Consider the following 20,278-nt stretch of genomic DNA (forward strand, 5'->3'; position numbering starts at 1 on the left):
CCTCCCCCTCCCGTTCATGTTTAAGAATCGGGATAATCTAACCACATTTGCGGATCATGCATGCAGGTTGGGCGGGAGCCGGAAGGCCCCGACTCCAGTACTCCAACTTGTGATCCGTCCTATCTCCCTGTCTGCCTAATACAGCTTAGTATCCTCGCCAAAGCCTTCGATCTTCTGCTTGACACGCTGAAGGAAACGCCCGCACACTAACCCATCAAGTACGCGATGATCAAGAGACAGGCAGAGGTTCATCATATCGCGGATGGCAATCATATTGTCAATGACTACCGGTCGCTTGACAATCGCTTCGACACTCAAGATCGCCGCCTGCGGTTGATTAATAATCGGGGTAGACAGGACCGATCCGAACGAGCCCGTATTATTGACGGTAAATGTGCCCCCTGTCATATCCTCCACGGTTAACTTGCCCCCACGCGTTTTCTTGGCCAGGTCATCCACCGCTTTCGCCAGGCCAAAGATGCTTTTTTGATCAGCATCTTTAATAACAGGCACAAACAAGGCATCGTCTGTAGCCACAGCAATCGAAATGTTGATCGCCTTCTTCATCAGGATCTTGTCTGCATCCCATTGGGAATTGAGAATCGGGAATTCCTTAAGCGCTTCCACTACAGCCTTAATGAAGAAAGGCAGGTAAGTCAAATTGATCCCTTCTTGTTTCTTGAATTCATTCTTTACTTGGGTGCGGTAGTTTACTAGATTCGTCACATCGCATTCCACCATCGTCCAGGCATGCGGCGCGTCGTGCTTGCTCTGTACCATACGGTTGGCGATCGTCTTGCGGATCGCGGAAACCGGGATCACCTGATCCCCCGGGCTGCCCGGTATCATAGCTGCTGCCGGTTTAACTGGGGCTGCCACAGCCTGTGCTGTCGGCGGCGCAGCGACGGATACAGCAACGTTTGCGGCGGAAACGGCCGGTACCGGCTCGGCGACGGCAGTCGCAGCCATCTGCCTCTTGCCTTCCGCAATCTCCAGTACATCTTGACGGGTGATTCTGCCGCCTGCTCCCGTTCCGCTGATCATTCCAAGATTCAGACCATACTCTTGGGCCAGCTTCAGCACGGCAGGGGAATATCGATGCTTGATCGGTTCCTCTTCTTTGGATGCAGATGATTCGGTTGAGGCTTGCACGGGAATCGGTGCAGAAGGCACCGGTAATGCTGCTTCGCCTTCAGCGGCTATGCAGCATATTAAGGTTCCAACCGCTACCGTTTCGCCTTCCTGCACTGCAATTTCCGAGATTGTTCCGGAAAAGGTGGACGGCACTTCGGCATTGACCTTATCGGTGGTCACTTCACAAATCGGATCATATTTTTTTACTTGATCCCCCGCTTTCACCAGCCACTTGGAAATAGTACCCTCCGTCACGCTTTCCCCCAGCTGGGGCATGAACACTTTTTCTGCCATTGTTTCTCCTCCTGCTCCCTCTAGAATTCAGCTAATTCCTTCATCGCTGTATAGACTTTATCTGGATTTAACATAAAGAACTTCTCCATCGGCGGACTGTACGGCATAGCCGGCACATCTGGTCCGCATAGGCGTTTGATCGGAGCATCCAGTTCAAATAAGCACTCTTCTGCGACCACGGCCGCAACCTCACCACCGACTCCGCCTTCCTTGTTGTCCTCATGGATAATAAGTACTTTCCCTGTCTTGCGGGCTGCCTGAATGATGGATTCCTTATCGAGCGGATAGAGGGTGCGCAAATCCAAAATGTGGGAACTGTATCCATCCTGGGCCAATTTTTCCGCCGCCTGAAGGGCAAAATGCAGAGTAAGACCATAAGAGATGACGGTAATGTCTGTCCCCTCCCGTTTCACGTCCGCTTTGCCGATCGGAACCGTATAATCGGTATCAGGTACTTCTCCCTTGATCAAGCGGTAGCATCGCTTATGCTCAAAGAAAAGTACGGGATCTTCATCGCGAATGGCAGCTTTTAGCAAACCCTTCACATCGTAAGGGGTGGACGGCGCAACCACTTTCAGTCCGGGCGTGTTGCAAAACATGGCCTCTACGCTTTGCGAATGGTACAATGCTCCATGAACGCCGCCTCCGTACGGCGCTCGGACGACAAGTGGACAATTCCAATCCCCGTTGGAACGGTATCTCATCTTTGCCGCTTCGCTTACAATCTGGTTGACCGCAGGCATTATAAAATCGGCAAACTGCATTTCCGCAACCGGTCTCATTCCGTAAGCCGCCGCCCCGATCGCCACGCCGGCAATCGCCGATTCAGCCAGCGGGGCATCGATCACTCTCTGTTCGCCGAATTCTTCATAAAGACCCTGAGTGGCTCTGAATACGCCGCCGCGAACACCAACGTCCTCCCCTAAAACAAATACTCGCTTGTCCTTGTGCATTTCCTCGAGCAAGGCTTGTGTAACGGCTTCAATATAAGTCATGACTGCCATCTTTTATTTCCCCCTATTCCGCATAAACGTGTTTCAGTGTATCTTCCGGTGCCGGATACGGTGCCCTTTCGGCATAGTCGGTCGCCTCATCGACTTCCCGCATAATCCGCTCATGAATTTCTTTCTCTTTCGCTTCATCCAGCACGCCAGCTTCCTTAAGATAACGGTTAAAGAGCGGGATCGGATCGTTCTTTCTCGCTTCTTCCACTTCTTCGCGGGAACGATAGGCGCGGTCATCATCATCGCTGGAGTGAGGCGTCAGCCGATACATGACAGCCTCGACCAGTGTCGGCCCTTCCCCTCTTCTCGCCCGATCAACCGCTTCTTTCATCACTTGGTAGACGGCAAGCGGGTCATTTCCGTTTACGCTGACACCCGGAAAGCCGTAGCCTTTAGCTCGGTCGGCAATACTTTCGCAGGCAACCTGCTTGGATAGAGGAACAGAGATGGCATACTTATTGTTTTCGCAAAAGAAGATCACGGGCAGCTTATGGACTCCGGCGAAGTTTGCCCCCTCATGGAAATCACCCTGGTTGCTTGACCCTTCCCCAAAGGATGTGAATACAGCCAGATCCTTTCCTTCCATCCTGCCGGCCAAAGCCATGCCCACCGCATGGGGCACCTGTGTGGTTACTGGGCTGGAGCCGGTTAAAATGCGATACTTTTTACCGCCGAAATGCCCGGGCATTTGCCGACCGCCGCTGTTCGGATCTTCCGCCTTGGCAAACGCGCAAAGCATCAAATCCTTTACGGTCATCCCGAATACCGTAACGACACCCATATCCCGGTAATAAGGGCAGAGGAAATCTTTAGACTTATCGAAGGCAAAAGCTGCCCCTACTTGAGCTGCTTCCTGACCCTGGCAGGAAATGACAAACGGAATTTTGCCTGCCCGGTTGAGAAGATACATCCGCTCATCAATCTTGCGGCACAGGACCATATAGTAATACATATCAAGAACTTGCGGATCGGATAAACCTAGGGCTTGGTGCTTGCTCTTCACCATGATGGGGCCTTCTGCATGCATGAAAGATTCCTCCTCGTTTTCGTATCTAGTAAACTTTCATCTATCAAACCTACCTTTAAGCATGAATTGCTTTCCCGTCCACTGCCAGCGCCGCTTCTCCCATAATCTCCGATAAGGAGGGATGAGGATGGATAGTATGGGCGATTTCCCATGGAGTGGCATCCAGCACCCTTGCTAATGCTCCTTCAGCAATCAAGTCGGACACATGCGGGCCGATCATATGTACCCCTAGCAGGTCACCGGTTTTTTCATCGGCGATAATCTTCACGAACCCATCGCTTTCTCCATGGATCAAAGCCTTGCCAATCGCTTTGAACGGAAACACGCCGGTTTTGACATTTAATCCCTTCTGTCTGGCTTCTTCTTCGGTGAATCCCACGCTGGCAATCTCCGGCCTGCTGTATGTCACCTTTGGCACCTTGTCATAATCGACTGGGTGAGGATTCCGTCCGGCCATATGCTCGACCGCGATCATTCCTTCATGGGAGGCGACATGAGCCAGCTGGAGGCCGCCAATGACATCACCGATGGCATAAATATGGGGTTCAGCCGTTTGGAAACGGTCTTTTACTTGAATGACGCCTCGTTCAACTTTCACTTCCGTATTCTCGATCCCGATGTTCTCCACATTCGCCACCCGTCCGACGGACAGCAACAATTTTTCTGCCTTGAGCTCGATAGACTGCCCTTTTTTCTCCGCCTGGATATAGACCATTCCTTCATCTTTCAGCATCGTTTCCGGAAGCACCCTGGCTCCCGTATGGATTTGAATCTTGCGTTTTTTCAGCAATCGGGTCATTTCTTTGCTGATATCCGCATCTTCTGAAGGAAGGATGCGATCGGCAAATTCTACTATTTGCACTTCAACGCCCAAATCGCTGAGCAGGGAAGCCCATTCGATGCCAATCACCCCTCCGCCTACGACAATGACGGACTTGGGCAGCTGATCCAGCTGGAGAGCCTCATCGCTGGTTAATACATACCGCCCGTCCACTTCCATTCCTGGAAGAAGGCGCGGCCTGGAGCCCGTAGCCAACAGCAAAAACTTCGGAACCAGGATCTCGGATTCCCCATCCGGCCTGGTAACGGCGACTGTTCCCGCCTGTGGGGAGAAAATCGATGGCCCCATGACCCTTCCTTCACCATGAAATACAGTAATATGGCCTTTTTTCATCAGGTATTGAACGCCCTGATGAAGCTGGTCTACGATTTTCTGCTTTCTCTCCTGCATTTTTAGAAAATTAACCGAAATATCCGCTGCCTCAATACCAAATTCAGCACTGCGGGTCATGGTGTGATAGACTTCGGCCGAACGGAGAAGCGCCTTGCTCGGAATGCATCCGCGGTGCAGGCATGTGCCGCCCAGCTTGTCCTTTTCCACTACCGCTACCTTCATTCCGAGTTGGCTGGCGCGGATAGCAGCAACGTAACCGCCGGTTCCGCCCCCTAAGACAACGAGATCAAATTCATTGGCTGCCATTACGCATGTACCTCCAGTTTGTATTTTTTAACGCTCTCGATTCTTTCCTCGGCGAGCCTGTCGGCAGCACAGTAAGACGGGATCTGATCGCGCTTGCCAATCTCAAACACCTGAAGGGTAGTATCATAGATCATTTCTACTTTTTTCATGACCCGCTCCCTGTCATAGCCCAAAAGCTCATCAGCGACATGAATCAATCCGCCCGCATTGATCACATAATCCGGTGCATAAACAATCCCCATTTCCGCCACAAGATCCCCATGGTATTCCTCTTTCAACTGATTATTGGCCGCCCCGGCAATCGCTTTCGCTTTAAACTGGGGAATCGTTTCATCATTAATGACCCCTCCTAGCGCGCAGGGTGAAAAAATATCGCAATCTACGCCATAAATGTCTTCAACTCCAACGGCCAGAGCGCCGAATTCACGAACCGCCCAATTGACACGATCCATGTTAATGTCCGTAACAATCAGCTTAGCCCCTTCCTCGTGAAGCTGGCGGCACAAATGGTAAGCCACATTGCCCAACCCCTGTACGGCTATAACCCTGCCGGCCAATCTCTCGGATTCGAAAGCTTCGTAAGCTGCCGCCTTCATCCCTCTGTACACGCCATAGGCGGTAATCGGAGAGGGATTGCCTCCGCTGCCGAAAGCAGGTGAAACGCCTGTCACATACTTGGTTTCCTCACGAATCAAATCCATGTCACCTTCTGTTGTACCGACATCTTCAGCCGTAATGTAACGTCCGCTCAGCCCTTCGATAAAGCGGCCAAAAGCGCGGAACATTTGTTCATTCTTATCTGTGCGCGGATCGCCGATGATGACGGCTTTTCCCCCGCCTAAATTCAATCCGGCAACTGCGGCCTTATAAGTCATTCCTCTGGCCAAACGAAGAGCATCCATGATGGCATCCTCCTCTTGTGCATAAGTCCACATTCTCGTTCCACCCAGAGCAGGTCCCAGGGTGGTATCATGAATGGCGATAATAGCTGTCAATCCGGACTCTCTATCCTGGCAGAAAACTAGTTGTTCGTAATCATACTTTTTCATAGATTGTAATATCATTTCTTTATCCTCCCTAAGGACTTAATAATGCATATTTAAATTTAATAGATCTATTTTTTTCTTTTGCAAGATTAATACCAAAAAATCCCTTGTAATCGTTACCACAATTACTCTCGTTTTTTTGTTTCTTTATCTGCAATTTATTGCAGGGTATGCAAGATGTTGCATGCAATATCTTTAACCTGTATCCCTGTAGATCCGGCAGGCCTCTGGATACAACAAAAAATTTCTAATATTAGCATTGATAATTGATTGATCAAGACAATGGCATTTTTTTAAGTAAAAAAATAAACCATTTTTTCGTATATCAGATGTCATAAGGATAAAAAAGAGGGTCCCCCAAATGCCGTGTTTTGACAGCTTTGAGTAACCCTCTTTGTTATTACTTCTTCATATTATGAATCTTATAGTCTTATCATATGACCAGGCAAATCGGTCTCGCGTACGGCTGCAAATGCCCTACGTCAACCCCGGTGCCAACATCCATGAGGGGTTCATGCTTTTATTGGATTGCCTAGATTCGGGATCGCTTTTCGGATTCCTCCCCGCGGGTCCTCTATATCTCCTTTATATCGAGGTATGAGATGAAATGAAGATGCATCACGGTTTGTCCTCCATATTCGCCGACATTCACTCCGATACTGTAGCCATCCCCTTCATGGAACGAGAGGGGAAAGTAAGCGAATTCTTCGGTGGATCTCTTCGTACGGTTTTCCGAGTCTTGCATACAACTTCCTAGAAGTACGAACGAACGCCGAAAAATCAATGTCTTTCTTGGTCAGGATGCGCATCCCGCCTTTTTGGGCGATCCGCAGGAAGGCCTGTTGATTTTTTCTTAGGTAGTTCCTTTCGTAATCACGAGCAAGCTTTGCGGCTTGCAGAATGATTTTCATTAGAGGGTCTGGAATGCGTTCGTATCCCGATGAATTCATGACAAACAAAGCAGGGCTGTAAGTGTGGCCCGTCAACGTCAAATAACGCTGTACCTCATAAAACCGGTTGGGGATGATAAATCCCAACGGGTTTTCCTGACCGTGTACCCTTCCGCTTTTTAAGGCATCATAGAGTTCGGGGAAAGGTATGGAAGAAAGTTCGGTTCCCCATAACCTAAACAAGGTTTGATAGATGGGATTATCCAAGGTCCTAAATTTCAGTCCCCTCAGATCACTGGGTTTACGGATCGGTTTTCTTGTTGTTGTAATATGACGAAAGCCATTTTCCCACCAAGCCAAATTTCGCAATCCGACCTTCCTGATGGCTCGGCTGACCTCGTTGCCAATCTCTCCATCCAATACCCGGTAGGCGTGCTGACGACTTCTAAACAGATAAGGAAAATCAAAGGCATTCGCCTCCGGAACAAGCTCGCCAATGGGCCCGGAGGCTGTTACGCCTATATCGAGTTTTCCTTCCCGTACCGCTTGGATCAATTGTCCGCCGCTTACGTTCAAGAGAGGGAGGACGCGGACGCGTATGCGACTCCTTGAGTAGCTTTCCAGTGCTCTCTTAAAGACCAGCGAGCCCCACTGATAGGCGGAGTCCAATGGGTTCAAATGACCTACCGTAATTTCCAAAACGGAACCATCACCTGTCACTCATCCCCACCCGCCACATTGGACGGACGATCTAACGGATACAGTATCGTTCATCATCGCTAGCAGACCAAACCCTGTCAAATGTACTTGTCTGGTTTGAAATGTCCTCTTCTTAAGAGACACGTATATCCCTCCATTATTCATAAAGTGATACATTATGGTTCATGGTATGATGGGTGAGGATGAAAAGAGCCATGCGAGTATACCTTTGGGCAGTATGGGAGTAGAGAACCCAAGCGGGAAGACTGTTTTCCCACAGGGTTAAGGTGTAAGTCGGGTCCAGCATTCTCTGATTTGGAATATATTATCGAGTTTTGATGTGGATGGAGAAAGAACCTCAACAATCAAGTCTGGGGAGCCTCTGCAGCCTTTTTGCCCTCGCGTCATGAGTGTTCGATAAGTTTTGCGGATGATTTCATCGGCTAACCGGTTGGCTTCTTCAGGGTTTTCTTTTTGTAATTTTTTTAGGCCCTTCAGGGAAGAATCCGTTTTAGCACGTTTCGTCGGGTCAATGATGACCTGACCATCCACATAATGCATGTCGTCTCCAATGATCACGCCTACATAATCAAATTCAAGTCCCTGACAAGTATGGATGCAACCGGCTACCTCCACAGACCGCTCATCAATGCCCCACGTTTCGGAGTTTCCAAGATTCCAGCTCATGTGGAAATTATATTTTGGCAGAACAATATCATAGACGTTGGGGTTGTTTTTGCCTTCTTTGATCCAATCCCAGCAATAGCCGGCGACGATGCGGGACTTGTTGTTTTTGAGATTGAAGACCAAGCCTGATAGGAAGGATGCGTGGTTTCAATCATCCCCCGGTTCATGGCCGTTTTGACAATGGCTTCTTTTCCATGAACCGCCTCCACTGCTCCCATTGCTTAAGCTCCACAATGACAATGTTGTTCTTTTTCTTTTCGTCTTTCCCTGAAATCAGAAAATCCACTCGACTCGCTCCCCAGCAACCGAATACCTAGTGTAATAAAATTTCCTTAATTTGCTCCATATGACGGTGCTCATGTAATACAATAAAATTTATGGCTTGTCTTAGGTTCATTAGCCCAATGATAGGATGTGTAATTGATTTTTGAATGAGTAAAGATCTTCTTCTCGCTCTAAAGGGGGTCGGTGTAACCATCATGTTTACGCTTGGCCCATAGATCGTGAACCGTATTTTTCCAGAACGAAGTGGGCTTATGTCCGGACTTTTAATGGGCATTGCTACGCTAGCGGGAGTTATAGGACCAAAAGCCAATGACGGTTCATTGGCTTTCTTTGTGTCATCGTAAATTTGTTAAATCGATCTGAATGAGTCGCATGAGTTGTATCACCAAGTTTGAAAAGTCAAGTTCGACTTGGGAAAAATCGGCAGCTCAGTCCATAGCACTTAAGATAGTAAAGGATCAGGATGGCTAAGATGCCGACTAGAATCTCCCACATATGCACATTTAAGATGATCATCTTACGGGCAATCGCAAAAATGATAATATCCATGACCAGTGTCATATCGTGCTTGATGAGCATGAGAGCGACTTCCAATCCAATAATATACAACAGGGCATGCGCCAAAAAGTCCTGAAATCTCTCCATGATCTTCCCTTCCATTATATAGCTGAATAGATCATAGATAAGCATTGTGCCTTCCGCAACAACAGCAACTATGATGATGCCCGCAAGCATCCATTCGAAATACTTTACCAACTGGGTGAATGCCTGTTCAAGGGATTTTAGATTCATCTTCACTCCTCGCTTTCTTTTAACTCTTATTTATTCCATTGGAATAGTTTGCTACTTGTTACTAGGAGTATATCAACGTTTTTAAGAGATGAGAAATGAGGATTTGAAATGATGACTATAACAAATGCTTATGGTTGAGATATAATGCTATAAAAATAGGGCCCTATTCAGCCGGCTGGTAGTCTTCAGATCCGCAATCCGGAAAAAAGACTGGGCGAAATGGGTCCTTCAAACATTTAAATACGTGACACCCACTGCTGCAGGAAAAATTTTATACCGCTATGCGAAACAAATGCTGCGCCTCTTTGAGCAGGTAAAAATGAGGTCGATAATTTAATTTCCATGGTGACGGGCAGCTTAAAAATTGGTGCCAGCTTTACATAGGATAGTATATTCTGCCTCAATTTCTAGCAGAATATTGCAGGAGCATCCACTCGTGGACATCGAGTTACAATTTTAACTACGTTTTATAAAGCAAAAACCGCTTATATAAGCGGCTGTTATTATCTAGGGGATATCTTGATCTTTCATCATTTCCTCTCCATCTTCTTGATTATCTCTAATCACTTTTTGTAATACGAATGAGCTAAAAATAAGGAACAGTCCGGTTACACTGTAGTAGCCTTTTTCTACAAGCGGGGCATCCATGTTGTATATTCCTACAAAGAAGAATGTACACGCCAAGGCGAACGCAGCCCATGCGAGGAAGGTAAAAGCAGGGGTATTTCGAACACGTTTTTTCATGACCTATCTCCTTTTATCCATATTAATGGCTATAGGACTATGTTAACTGAAATCATAAATGAAAAAAGTACCAAATAAATTTGGTACCTTTACAGGGAACTCCCTGATTCTATAGTTTATTTTCCTAGTTTGCTTGAAAGAAAATCCACCGACCTGATCCCCACACCTACAAAAGTTTCGATGATCGAAGCCGCCCCGGCTATAGACAGGACAAAAATAATCGGCATGGAAATATTCGGGATATATAGAAAAGCCAATCCAATAAATATTGCACTCCAAATACCGGAGCACCAATAACAGCTGAGCAGATAGCCGAACATGGAAGCGGGTACAGTTTTTACCGTTGGAACCGATGCTCAGCGTTGCTCCTGCGGACTATCAATATCATGACACCTATTTAGTGATTACTCATTTCCACTATGTGATTATTGGCGGTGTGCTGTTTGGCATATTTGCACCTGTATTATTGGTGGCCTATAATAACTGGAAAATTGTTGAATGAGACCTTAGGAAAATGGCACTTCTGGCTATTCTTCATTGGATTCCACGGCACATTCTTGCCACTCCACTTGGCTGGGTTAATAGGAATGCCGCGCAGAATCTATACCTATTTGGCCAATCAGGGGCTCGATTTCATTAACTTTGAGAGTACAATCGCTTCTTTTCTTATGGTGGCTGGTGTTCTTATCCTGCTGTACAATATTGTCTGGACTTCGTTTAAGGGGCAAATGGCCTCGTATGATCCTTGGGATGGAAGAACGTTGGAATGGACCATCCCTTCTCCTCCTCCGGAATATAACTTTAGGCAGCTTCCGCTCGTCCGTTCGCTTGATGCGTTCTGGTCGGAAAAAATGGCGAGTCGAAAAGAAATGATCCCTGCCGAACCGTTGGGAGATATTCATATGCCATCCCCTTCGATTTTGCCGTTTACCATGTCCTTTGGTCTGTTTATTGCCGGATTCGGTCTCATTTACCTGCAGGTGATCGTAATCGCAGCCGGACTCGCTACAACCATGACCTGCATGATGATCCGGTCAATAAAGGATGATCCGGGGTATCATATCCAATTAAAATAGGAGAAAATCTATTCAGAATAGACCCCGCCTAGGTGAATATATGTCGTTGAAAAAGAAATAAAATCTTATTCTCTATTAAATAGAATGAAAAGGACAGGATCGGTAGTCATACCTTTCCTGTTTTTCTTTGGAGATGTTTGATAAAATAAGTTATTTCTTAATACTTCTCGTTAACTGGCAAAGAAAGATGGAGCAGCCATATCCAACTGCTCCAAACCTAACGATTCGCGTTAGTTATGTTCTTTTTTTGAAAAATTAATACCTGCGCTTTGAAAGCTGACGAAATAAGATGGACTTTTCCGCCGTATATTCGATATGTCGATACATTGCTTGATAAGCAGCATCGGGATCTCTTTTTAATATGGCTTGATAAATTACCCAATGCTGTTCCGAAGAAATCTCGTTTTCTCCCTCCTCATAAAAGAGGGCCTCACGGGTTTTTCGAATGCCATGCTTCATCAGTTCGCCAACCAAGCGGGCAAAGGAGGTTAGAGTCGGATTTTTTGCTGCTTGAAAAATGATGGTATGGAAACCAATATCCGCCTGAATGACTTCTTCCAGATCCGTCGAATCCTGGATAAGGCCGCAGTACCTTGCCATCTGCTGCAGATCCCCGTCTCCCCTCCGGGTCGCAGCAAGTCTGGCTATGCCAGCCTCGAGCAGCATCCGCGTTTCAAATAGATTGGAATGACTTTCTGAGTCCTCCTGCAAAAATAAAGCCATGGGAGAGATGAATCCCTGAAGTGTAGGCTTTTTGATCACGGTCCCTTCCCCTGGCTTAACCCAAACGATATCCAATGCTTCTAGTATCCGCAGGGCTTCACGGATGGAGGTTCGGCTTACATTCAGCTGCTCCGCTAACTCCCTTTCAGGCATTAACCGGTCACCTGGCTTTAAAGCGCCAGAAATGATCAGGAATTGAATCTGTTCGAGTACGAGTTCAAAATTTCGTTTGCTTTTTTTGACCGATTTATACAAAATATGATCCCCCCTACATGCCAGTTACCCCTTGCGCTTCCCCAGAAGCTGTTTGCTCTGCTTGTTCATACTTTCGTTCCATGCCCATTTGCTTAAGGATAAAATAAATCACAAATCCTGACGGCAGCCCTACCAGCCAGGCGATCTCTAATTGCCAGAAAGAGATGGCTGCCCCGATAAACATGGCCAGATAAGCTGCTGGACTGATCCCCCCTGCATATCGGTACGCACCGCTTTCTTCATGGTAAAGAGCCGTTACGTTAAGCCTTTGCTTGCGGAGCAGCCAATAATCCGCCAGCATGATTCCGAGAATGGGTCCTAAGAAGGAAGAATAGACATTTTGAAATTTAAAAAACATTTCGCTTGTAAACAGAACCCACGGCATGGATACAAAGGATAAGATTCCTGTCAGAATGACGCCCGTGGACCACTTCATTTTAAATAAATCTTGAAAAACAAGAGCCGGCGGCAAAATATTGAGCGTTAAATTAGAAGTGACCTGAGCCAGAATAATGAAGATCAGAAGAATAATGCCGAATGTGGGATTAGGCGAGAGGGCTACGAGTGCGGCGATGGGGTCATCATTTCCTGTCCCCATAAAAATGATCATGCCCGAAAGAACCATGAACATCCATGGCGGAATGATTCCGCCGAAATTTCCGATGGCGTTGGATGTTTGTGTAGCGGGTTTAATGTGACGCACAAGATCTGAACTATTTAGCATGACGGTTGAAAAATTCGCTACGGCGCCTGCGACGCCTGCCCAGAATAAAAAGCCCCAGGAGCCCGGCACGCTCGAATATTGGTTAAAGTCAATTTTTCCATTGGCAAATACGGACCATAAAAAGTAGGTTAGCATAATGAAAATAATAATGGACATCACGGCATCAAACCATTTTATAGATTTGATACCCTTATACGCCAGGTAGGTTTGCAAGACGATCAATAAGAAAAAGTAGAGATACTTCAGATCAGGCGTTCCGAAGATGATCGTCATGACCGTATTGATGGAAATCGCGCCAATCCAAGTTCCTATTCCATACCAGGCGATGGCTGGAATGGTACGCAGGACATGGGGAAGCTTTGCTCCCTTGTATCCGAAGCTGGAGCGCGCTTGAATCGCAAAGGGAATCCCGTATTTGATTCCCGCTGTTCCATTCAGGGTCATAAAGATGGAGACGAGTATGGCGGATACAATCCCTACCCATATGGTCTGGGCTAGATTCAGTCCGTTTTTTAATAGAAACGTACCAATAACCATTACCTGGACAATAATGGCAGACGACCACATAACCATCATATAGGATACGGGTCCCATTGGGCGATCCTTTTCCGGTATCGGGTTTAGCGCATCCAAATCCACTTTTTCTTGCAATTGACTCATATTATCTCCTCCTCATTTCCCAATTGGTATAAACCATGAGTGAGAACCTGAACCCCTTTGACAATCTGCTCATAATCGGTCCATTCTCTCCGATCATGGCTAATGCCATCCCGGCTTGGGACAAAGATCATGCTATACGGAGCAATATTGGCCATTAGCATGGAATCATGATAGGCTCCGCTGGCCATCACATGATAGTCCAGCTTTAAGGCTGTGCATATGCCACTTAGCGTATCTACCAGAAATGGGCTTGCCTGAACCGGCAGGTCATGGGCTTTTACGTTCAATTCAAAAGAAATCCCCCGTTTTTCGCAAATGCTGGATACGAGTTCGTCTAAAGTTTCAAGAAATTTCATTTTAAGCGCCGGATCCACTTCTCGACTATCGATCGTTAAGTTCACACGTTCAGGAATGACATTGCTGGCTCCCGGCACCGCCTCTAGTCGGCCGACGGTTGCCACCGTATGTGAACTTGGTGACGACTTTGCCCAAGCTTCTAAGGAAAGAATGATTTCGGCTGCACAGCACATCGCATCTTTTCGCAAAGACATGGGCGTTGACCCGGCATGCCGCTGTTCCCCCCTAAGCGTCAGCTGGACTTCGGTAGGGGCAGCGATGACATGGACCACGCCAATCTCCTTTTGCATCGACTCCAGGACCGCTCCTTGTTCGATATGCAGCTCGACAAAACCGCCGATTTTCCCCTTATCCATCAAGGCTTCCTGCAATTGATCCGGTTCGTACCCCCCTTCCTTCATCGCCTCATACAGCGTCATTCCCTGATCATCACGAAGCTGGTGAAGTTCCGCTGCTGTCAGTTTTCCTGTCAGAGCCCGGCTTCCGAGACAGCCTACACCAAAGCGTGTCGGTTCCTCGGAAGCAAAAATGACGGCCACGAGATCCCTTTGTATGGGCATCCCGCTTTCTTTAATGAGTCGGAGCGCTTCCACGGCTCCCATGACGCCCACAATCCCGTCAAACATCCCGCTGTTCAGCGGGGCATCGAGGTGGGAGCCGCTCCATACGGGGGGCAGATCCGGATTTTGCCCCTTCAGCTTGCCAAAAATATTTCCGACCGCATCCTCCGTCACCTCTAAGCCGATTTCCTTCATCACCCCCTTCACATAATCCTTGGCCTGCTTATCTTCTGCCGTATAGACCAGCCGGGTAACCCCTTCACCCGGGGTAGAATTGAATCGGGCTAGTTCCGTAATTTGCCGTTCCATTCTTCTTCGCGTCTGTTCAAAAGAGATAGGGGCCAAATCCGGTTTCAATTTAAAACCACCTCTCTAAAATTTGCCATGGCTCTGATATTTGTTTCGGTGCAAATACCTTCCTTGTCCCAGCTTCCCCACAAACCGCCCTTCCTTTGATATTAAAGCTCCGCGAGAGAACACGTGCGTAATGACCCCTTGCACCTCTCTGCCTTCGTAAAGGTTATAATCCAAATTTTGATATTGTGTTTTTTGTGAGATGATTCGAGACCTTCGTGGATCCATAATGACAAGGTCTGCATCGGTTCCGATGGCCACCGTTCCTTTCTTGGGATAAAGCCCAAAGAGCTTGGCAGGTCCGGTACACATCACCTCGACAAATTTCTGCAAGGAAATGCGCCCCTCCGCCACTCCATAATGGTACATAATCGAAAAGATATCCTCTAAGCCCGGAACACCGTTCGGGATTTTTGCAAAGTTTTCTTTCCCCAACGTTTTTTGTCCTTCAAAGCGGAATGGACAGTGATCGGAACCGACGGTGGAAATCAACCCGGAACCGATTCCTTGCCATAGCGCATCCTGGTTCCATTTTTCGCGCAGCGGCGGAGAACAAACGTATTTGCCGCCTTCAAAATCAGGCAATCCCAAATAACTCTCGTCTAGCACCAGATATTGCGGGCAGGTTTCCGCATAAGCCTGAACGCCTCTCTTTTTTGCCTGTTCCACACGGGAGAGTGCCTCGGCACAGCTGACATGAACAATATAGACGGGAGCCCCAGCCACTTCTGCAATCGCTACGGCTCGCTCCGTTGCTTCTGCTTCCAAGGTGGGAGGACGGGTATACGAATGATAGATCGGTTGAGTCTGGCCTTTGGCTAGAGCCTGGGCAATCAGATCATCAATGATATCCCCGTTTTCTGCATGAACATTGGTAAGGATGCCGACTTCGCCTGCCCGTTTCATGATCTTATACATTTCTAAATCATTAACCATCAGCTCGCCTTTATAAGCCATGAACAGCTTGATGGAAGTGACGCCTTCTTTTTCAGCCAAGACGGGAAGCTCATCTAATGTCCCTTCCATAAACTCACTGATATGGAATGAAAGCCATAATCAATGGCGGAAGGCTTAGCCTTGTCTTTCCATTCTTTCAGATTTTCCAGCAAGGTTTGCCCTTTTCTTGGATTCGTGAAGTTGATAATGCTCGTAATTCCCCCGACAGCCGCTGCCCTGGATCCGCTTTCAAAATCATCCGCCGTACCCGTGCTTTGAAAAGGCCAAGCCAAATGTGTATGTACATCGATTCCTCCCGGAAACACCAAGCAATCTCTCGCATCGATGACCTCATCGCCAGGTGAAGGATCGATTCGATCCGCAATGACTGTAATGGTTTCCCCGTCTAACTGAAGATCTGCCTTAAACACATCTCCTGATGTAACAATCGTCCCGTTTCGAATGATTTTTTTCAAAGACTAGCCTCCTTTTCTTATAGCGGTACCATGGTCTAACCAGAAGAACCAATATACCTCTAATAGGAGACTATTCTGTTCATTTTATTTTTATGTCCCATTCAATTGACCTGCACTTTAACTCCTTGGGAGTAGCTACTAAACAAAAAGGGTATGATGATGCAGACTTAATTTTTAAAGGAGATTTCACATAAATGAAACGTTTTTTCCCGCTAACTTCCGTCCTTATCCTCCTTTGTCTTATTGTTATGATGAATAGAGAAACAAGCAGCAGTCCTGCCACTGAAGTAAACTGGATAAACGGAAACCTCCCATCCAAATCATTTGATGGACTGGTTGAAGAGTCGGACATCATTGCTAAAGTTAAGATTGAAAGTATAAAGGAAGTTCATCAAGAAAAAGGGATAACAAATTTTCAATCCAAAGTACTGAAATATTATAAAAACAAAACAACGAATACCGATATCATCCATATTTTTCAGGCAGCAACACCAAAGGAACAATTTCGGCAAAATCCTATATTGGAGGTAGGTAAATCCTATATTTTATTTTTGCGTGAGATGAAGGTTCCGAAAAAGGAACAGCCCGCCTTTGGAGAAAAGGTCTTACTCTTTGTAGGAGAAGGATATGCCCGATTTAGCATCGATCATGGCAAGGTGATGCCTTTTCTCGTTCCAAGGCGACAAGAACAATTAAAGAATTCGATTTCCCTTCCTCAATTTGAAGACCTTTTAAGACATCAGTTGTATATACGATCAGTTCTTGACGAATTTAATATGAAAGAATACTTAAACGATCACATCGGATCAAGGAGAATGGGCGGGGATTTATTTAGCGTTTATGAAGTGTTGGATACGGAAGAAACGGATGATTTAATCAAATTTTATTTGTGGGTTCGCTGTTCGGAATTCAAAAACAACAATGGAGAACTGAAAACAGGAATAAGTGTAAACTTGCCAGTGGTCATTTATGCACAAAGGGAAGGAAATCACGTTAAATTGGTTAGACATGAATCACCGATAGGGGCTGGTCACTATGAAGATGAAGTTAAGGGTCTTTTCCCGGCTAAAGAAAACCTGCAGTCGAATCTCCATTTTGTTTCTTCTTTAATCACTTCAGCCATTACAGTAAAAACGAGAAGAAGCATTTATGGTTTAATGCGTTTGCTGCAGAGGGATATATTTACGAATGAACTCAAAGAAGAAATGAAGAAGCTTATGGAAGTTCCTATTCATGATAAGATGAAGAGCAAGCTTTCAGCCGTTCATAAAGTAACAAATACCGATGAAATGCGTTCTCTTCTCGTCTCGGAAATGATAAGCATCTTAGGACAGCCGCTAGGGATTGGCCAAGGATTTAATCCCACGTGCCAATCGACAAGAGCACTCAGTTATTGGTCGCAAAAGGAGCCAGTCATGCTTCTCGCAATGTTTAATCAATTCCTGGAGCATGGAAAAATCACCATGGATTTTGAAGGAAGAACCATATCCTCCGATACGCTTCCGCTTGTCCAGCTTGTCGATGAGATCCATATTGATACCATATCATTAATCTTCATTCCTCACCTAGATTCCATTTATTTTCAAATGTTAAATTCCGTCAAAAGAATCGGTCAGGATCCCCATAAATGGATCAACCCGGCTTTTCATATAAAAGGAATATGGACTGGGTTTTCTGATGTCTATAGTGACTTTGAGTTTAAAGCCAAATTTCGCCGATACTATCACCCATCATCCAATCCAAATGTTAATAAAGGGCTCCCTCAGCCTGCCGGCATCACTATTTACAACCATTCCGGTCAAGTGCTTGGTGCCCATGCCGTACTGATCCAAAGAGTAGCTCCTGACCCCAGCGGCTGTATTCGCGTTTACTTTTACAATCCAAATAACGACAGCCTTCAAGTATGGGGAAACGCCATCAGAACAAGCGTTGCAAAAAATGGGGAGCAAGCGGGTGAGTCGTCCCTTCCTTTTGACGATTTCCTGTCCTTCTTATATGCTTTTCACTTTCCAAAGAAATTCGGATCATTGATATAGACCATAAAACCCTGGGTTACTTCATTATGAGTTATCTAGGGTTTCAAAAAAAGGCGGGCAGCCCAAACAGTACATAACCTACTTTCTTCATTCAAAGAGAGGAGAAAAAACAATTGGCTATTTGTAATCAATCTGCGCAGACTTTTATCAATGGCAAAATTTTCACCTCCAATCCAGAACAACTCTATGCCAACGCGATGGTCGTCCGCGATGGCAGGATCGTATGGATTGGAGAGCAATCAGATTTAGAAAAAATAGAAGGAGATTGTGTTGACCTTAAAGGCCGTCGAGTGCTTCCCGGCCTTATCGATGCCCATCTGCACCCTTTGTGGCTTGCCCATGCCTCAGCCCAAATCGCCTGCACTCCTCCGCTTGTTCATTCCATAGCAGATTTAGTTGAACAAATTCGAAATTTATGTCATTCCAATGAAGCAGGCCATTGGATCGAAGGCTGGGGCTATGATGAAGGGAAATTGTCTGAACGAAGAACACCCACGCGCTGGGATTTAGATCAAGCCACGTCAGACTTTCCAATTTTCATTTCCCGGACATGTACTCATCTTGCAGTTGTAAACAGTAAAGCATTGGAGCTTGCAGAGATTACGAAAGATACGCCAGACCCCAAAGGGGGAAGAATCGACAGAGATTCAAATGGTGAACCCACAGGAATCTTGCATGAATCGGCAAAAGAACTCGTCCAACGTATTATGCCAGCTAAATCTCTTGAGCAAAACGCTGCATCACTTGCCGAATTAAGTCCTTTCCTGCTTTCGCATGGGATTACAGCCATAACAGACCTTGCTAGTCGAACTGGGCCAGATGATTACTTAGACATATATAAGGCAGCTGTCAAAAAAGGGCTCAAGCAACGCACTGTTCTCTATTACCTGTGGGAAGATTTGAAGGAACAGCCTAAATTGGGACCAGATAAAACCAACAGCGAAAGCCAAATTCACATTGGCGGCATCAAGTTATTCTCAGACGGAAGCGTCTCCGGAAAAACAGCCTGGGTGAATCCGCCATTCTTAGGGGAAGGAGAAAATTACGGCATCCCATTGACAACGAAGGAGGAGTTATTAGCTGCTGCCCAGGCAGCCGAACAGAACCAGATTCAATTGGTTGTCCACGCGATGGGCGAGCAGGCTATTGACTTAATCATAGAAACTTTCAATGGGAAAAAAGGCTGGCTATCCGATTCGCCTTCCATTCGGATTGAGCATGCTGCAATGCCCACACCTCAGGCCATACAGCTTGCCGCTGAAACGGGGATTGCCGTTGTTACCCAACCCATCTTTTTGTTTGCAGAAATTGAGAGCTACCATAATAACCTTGGACCCGAACGAACAAAGCACACCTACCCTATTCCAACCATGCTGCAAGCAGGAATAAAAGTGGCGATTTCTTCCGATGCCCCTGCGACCGCTTGGGCGGATCCCGCCAATCCGTTTGTTGGAATCCAGTCTGCGGTCACACGACTAGCCTATAATGGTGAGGATACGGGACAAGAACAAAAAATAGATGTCATAACGGCCATCATGCTTTACACAAAAGCAGCGCAGGAGATCACACGGATTCCTTCTGTTGGACAGTTAGCTGTAGGGTATCATGCTGATTTTATTGTGCTGGACCAAGACATACTCGAAATGAGTCCTGAAAAGATTCATACCGTTCAGGTTATAAACACATATTTGGGTGGGGATATCGTTTTTCAAAGCAGAACATAAGGAACCCGGTCTTCACCGGGTTCTTTTGTATGGAGTGGGGTGGAACGCAAAGCGTGATCATTCAGGAGTTTATACGAATAGGAATACCTGACTCAACCAACCTTCCCCCATATGGCATGAGTTCCTCCACAGCGTTAAATAGGGTAATCCTCTGTATTAGGAGGGCTTTTTCTGATTCGATTTTCTCTTGAATAAAGATTGAAAGAAGAAAAAAATCGTAACCAAAAACAACAACAGGCTTGCCAGGCCCCCGCCAAGGACCAGGATACTGGGAACAATGCCAGCTTTAAATAACGCTTGGAGATCAATCATAGC

At 46.5% G+C, this 20,278-nt stretch carries 21 protein-coding genes and 2 pseudogenes; 5 read left to right on the forward strand and 18 right to left on the reverse strand.

Translation table 11 applies throughout. The features are described from left to right. Nucleotides 1-16 precede the first annotated feature (16 nt). The gene (locus ABLT31_RS33650; protein ID WP_367759958.1) at nucleotides 17-139 is read left to right on the forward strand and encodes a hypothetical protein; all 123 of its coding nucleotides are present in this window, start codon (nucleotides 17-19) and stop codon (nucleotides 137-139) included. Here the strand turns inward: ABLT31_RS33650 and ABLT31_RS33655 are convergent. The 9 genes and pseudogenes from ABLT31_RS33655 to ABLT31_RS33700 form a co-directional block, all read right to left on the reverse strand. Continuing rightward, nucleotides 136-1,428 (reverse strand): dihydrolipoamide acetyltransferase family protein, encoded by a 1,293-nt coding sequence (locus ABLT31_RS33655; RefSeq protein WP_367759960.1) that lies wholly within the window; start codon nucleotides 1,426-1,428, stop codon nucleotides 136-138. The genes ABLT31_RS33650 and ABLT31_RS33655 overlap by 4 nt on opposite strands. Before the next feature lie 20 nt (nucleotides 1,429-1,448). After that, nucleotides 1,449-2,432 carry an alpha-ketoacid dehydrogenase subunit beta gene (locus ABLT31_RS33660; RefSeq protein ID WP_367759962.1) on the reverse strand — a complete coding sequence of 328 codons (984 nt, stop codon included), beginning with the start codon at nucleotides 2,430-2,432 and terminating at the stop codon, nucleotides 1,449-1,451. A 13-nt stretch (nucleotides 2,433-2,445) separates the two neighbouring features. Next, a complete protein-coding gene (locus ABLT31_RS33665; RefSeq protein ID WP_367760013.1) occupies nucleotides 2,446-3,438 on the reverse strand; it encodes a thiamine pyrophosphate-dependent dehydrogenase E1 component subunit alpha in 993 nt (330 codons plus the stop codon). Between the two features lie 76 nt (nucleotides 3,439-3,514). Next, on the reverse strand, nucleotides 3,515-4,939 hold the full coding sequence (gene lpdA / locus ABLT31_RS33670; RefSeq protein WP_367759964.1) for a dihydrolipoyl dehydrogenase: 1,425 nt from the start codon (nucleotides 4,937-4,939) through the stop codon (nucleotides 3,515-3,517). After that, a complete protein-coding gene (locus tag ABLT31_RS33675; protein WP_367759966.1) occupies nucleotides 4,939-6,003 on the reverse strand; it encodes a Leu/Phe/Val dehydrogenase in 1,065 nt (354 codons plus the stop codon). The genes lpdA and ABLT31_RS33675 overlap by 1 nt, the downstream gene beginning before the upstream one ends. A 656-nt stretch (nucleotides 6,004-6,659) precedes the next feature. Continuing rightward, complete coding sequence (locus tag ABLT31_RS33680) at nucleotides 6,660-7,595, reverse strand: TRAP transporter substrate-binding protein (RefSeq protein ID WP_367759968.1); 936 nt, start codon at nucleotides 7,593-7,595, stop codon at nucleotides 6,660-6,662. Then, the gene (locus tag ABLT31_RS33685; protein ID WP_367759970.1) at nucleotides 7,596-7,718 is read right to left on the reverse strand and encodes a hypothetical protein; all 123 of its coding nucleotides are present in this window, start codon (nucleotides 7,716-7,718) and stop codon (nucleotides 7,596-7,598) included. Nucleotides 7,719-7,958: 240 nt separating this feature from the next. After that, nucleotides 7,959-8,375, reverse strand: a pseudogene (locus ABLT31_RS33690) (DNA/RNA helicase domain-containing protein); the annotation flags it as partial. Between the two features lie 49 nt (nucleotides 8,376-8,424). After that, the gene (locus ABLT31_RS33700; RefSeq protein ID WP_367759972.1) at nucleotides 8,425-8,547 is read right to left on the reverse strand and encodes a hypothetical protein; all 123 of its coding nucleotides are present in this window, start codon (nucleotides 8,545-8,547) and stop codon (nucleotides 8,425-8,427) included. Nucleotides 8,548-8,764: 217 nt separating this feature from the next. On the opposite strand from ABLT31_RS33700, the gene ABLT31_RS33705 reads away from it, so the two are divergent. Continuing rightward, complete coding sequence (locus tag ABLT31_RS33705; RefSeq protein WP_367759973.1) at nucleotides 8,765-8,890, forward strand: hypothetical protein; 126 nt, start codon at nucleotides 8,765-8,767, stop codon at nucleotides 8,888-8,890. A gap of 55 nt (nucleotides 8,891-8,945) precedes the next feature. Here ABLT31_RS33705 and ABLT31_RS33710 read toward each other — a convergent pair whose 3' ends face one another. The 3 genes from ABLT31_RS33710 to ABLT31_RS33720 form a co-directional block, all read right to left on the reverse strand. Further along, complete coding sequence (locus ABLT31_RS33710) at nucleotides 8,946-9,338, reverse strand: phosphate-starvation-inducible PsiE family protein (RefSeq protein WP_367759975.1); 393 nt, start codon at nucleotides 9,336-9,338, stop codon at nucleotides 8,946-8,948. A 507-nt stretch (nucleotides 9,339-9,845) separates the two neighbouring features. Further along, nucleotides 9,846-10,082: a YiaA/YiaB family inner membrane protein gene (locus ABLT31_RS33715; protein ID WP_367759977.1), complete on the reverse strand. Its 237-nt coding sequence runs from the start codon at nucleotides 10,080-10,082 to the stop codon at nucleotides 9,846-9,848. A gap of 116 nt (nucleotides 10,083-10,198) precedes the next feature. Then, complete coding sequence (locus ABLT31_RS33720; RefSeq protein ID WP_462976571.1) at nucleotides 10,199-10,402, reverse strand: DUF1360 domain-containing protein; 204 nt, start codon at nucleotides 10,400-10,402, stop codon at nucleotides 10,199-10,201. Nucleotides 10,403-10,434: 32 nt separating this feature from the next. Here ABLT31_RS33720 and ABLT31_RS33725 point away from each other — a divergent pair. Next, nucleotides 10,435-11,158 (forward strand): annotated as a pseudogene (locus ABLT31_RS33725) (cbb3-type cytochrome c oxidase subunit I). A 255-nt stretch (nucleotides 11,159-11,413) separates the two neighbouring features. On the opposite strand, the gene ABLT31_RS33730 reads toward ABLT31_RS33725, so the two are convergent. Genes ABLT31_RS33730 through ABLT31_RS33750 form a run of 5 tightly spaced genes read right to left on the reverse strand, consistent with a single transcriptional unit; the run spans nucleotide 11,414 to nucleotide 16,203 of the window. Next, nucleotides 11,414-12,136, reverse strand: a complete 723-nt coding sequence (locus tag ABLT31_RS33730; protein WP_367759979.1) for a FadR/GntR family transcriptional regulator — start codon at nucleotides 12,134-12,136, stop codon at nucleotides 11,414-11,416. Nucleotides 12,137-12,149: 13 nt separating this feature from the next. Further along, nucleotides 12,150-13,520 (reverse strand): NCS1 family transporter, encoded by a 1,371-nt coding sequence (locus ABLT31_RS33735; protein WP_367759981.1) that lies wholly within the window; start codon nucleotides 13,518-13,520, stop codon nucleotides 12,150-12,152. Next, nucleotides 13,517-14,794, reverse strand: coding sequence for a M20 family metallo-hydrolase (locus ABLT31_RS33740; RefSeq protein ID WP_367759983.1), 1,278 nt, complete (start codon nucleotides 14,792-14,794; stop codon nucleotides 13,517-13,519). The genes ABLT31_RS33735 and ABLT31_RS33740 overlap by 4 nt, the downstream gene beginning before the upstream one ends. A 15-nt stretch (nucleotides 14,795-14,809) precedes the next feature. Then, nucleotides 14,810-15,817, reverse strand: coding sequence for a dihydropyrimidinase (gene hydA / locus ABLT31_RS33745; protein ID WP_367759985.1), 1,008 nt, complete (start codon nucleotides 15,815-15,817; stop codon nucleotides 14,810-14,812). Beyond that, on the reverse strand, nucleotides 15,802-16,203 hold the full coding sequence (locus tag ABLT31_RS33750; RefSeq protein ID WP_367759987.1) for an amidohydrolase family protein: 402 nt from the start codon (nucleotides 16,201-16,203) through the stop codon (nucleotides 15,802-15,804). The genes hydA and ABLT31_RS33750 overlap by 16 nt, the downstream gene beginning before the upstream one ends. Nucleotides 16,204-16,397: 194 nt before the next feature. Between ABLT31_RS33750 and ABLT31_RS33755 the strand changes: the two genes are divergently transcribed. Both ABLT31_RS33755 and ABLT31_RS33760 read left to right on the forward strand, forming a co-directional pair. Then, entirely contained in the window at nucleotides 16,398-18,239 is a 1,842-nt protein-coding gene (locus ABLT31_RS33755; RefSeq protein WP_367759989.1) for a hypothetical protein, read from the forward strand. A gap of 113 nt (nucleotides 18,240-18,352) precedes the next feature. Next, nucleotides 18,353-19,963 (forward strand): amidohydrolase, encoded by a 1,611-nt coding sequence (locus tag ABLT31_RS33760; protein WP_367759991.1) that lies wholly within the window; start codon nucleotides 18,353-18,355, stop codon nucleotides 19,961-19,963. 156 nt (nucleotides 19,964-20,119) lie between these two features. On the opposite strand, the gene ABLT31_RS33765 is transcribed toward ABLT31_RS33760, so the two are convergent. Then, complete coding sequence (locus ABLT31_RS33765) at nucleotides 20,120-20,275, reverse strand: hypothetical protein (RefSeq protein ID WP_367759993.1); 156 nt, start codon at nucleotides 20,273-20,275, stop codon at nucleotides 20,120-20,122. Between the last annotated feature and the right edge of the window lie 3 nt (nucleotides 20,276-20,278).

Source organism: Ammoniphilus soli (assembly GCF_040813775.1).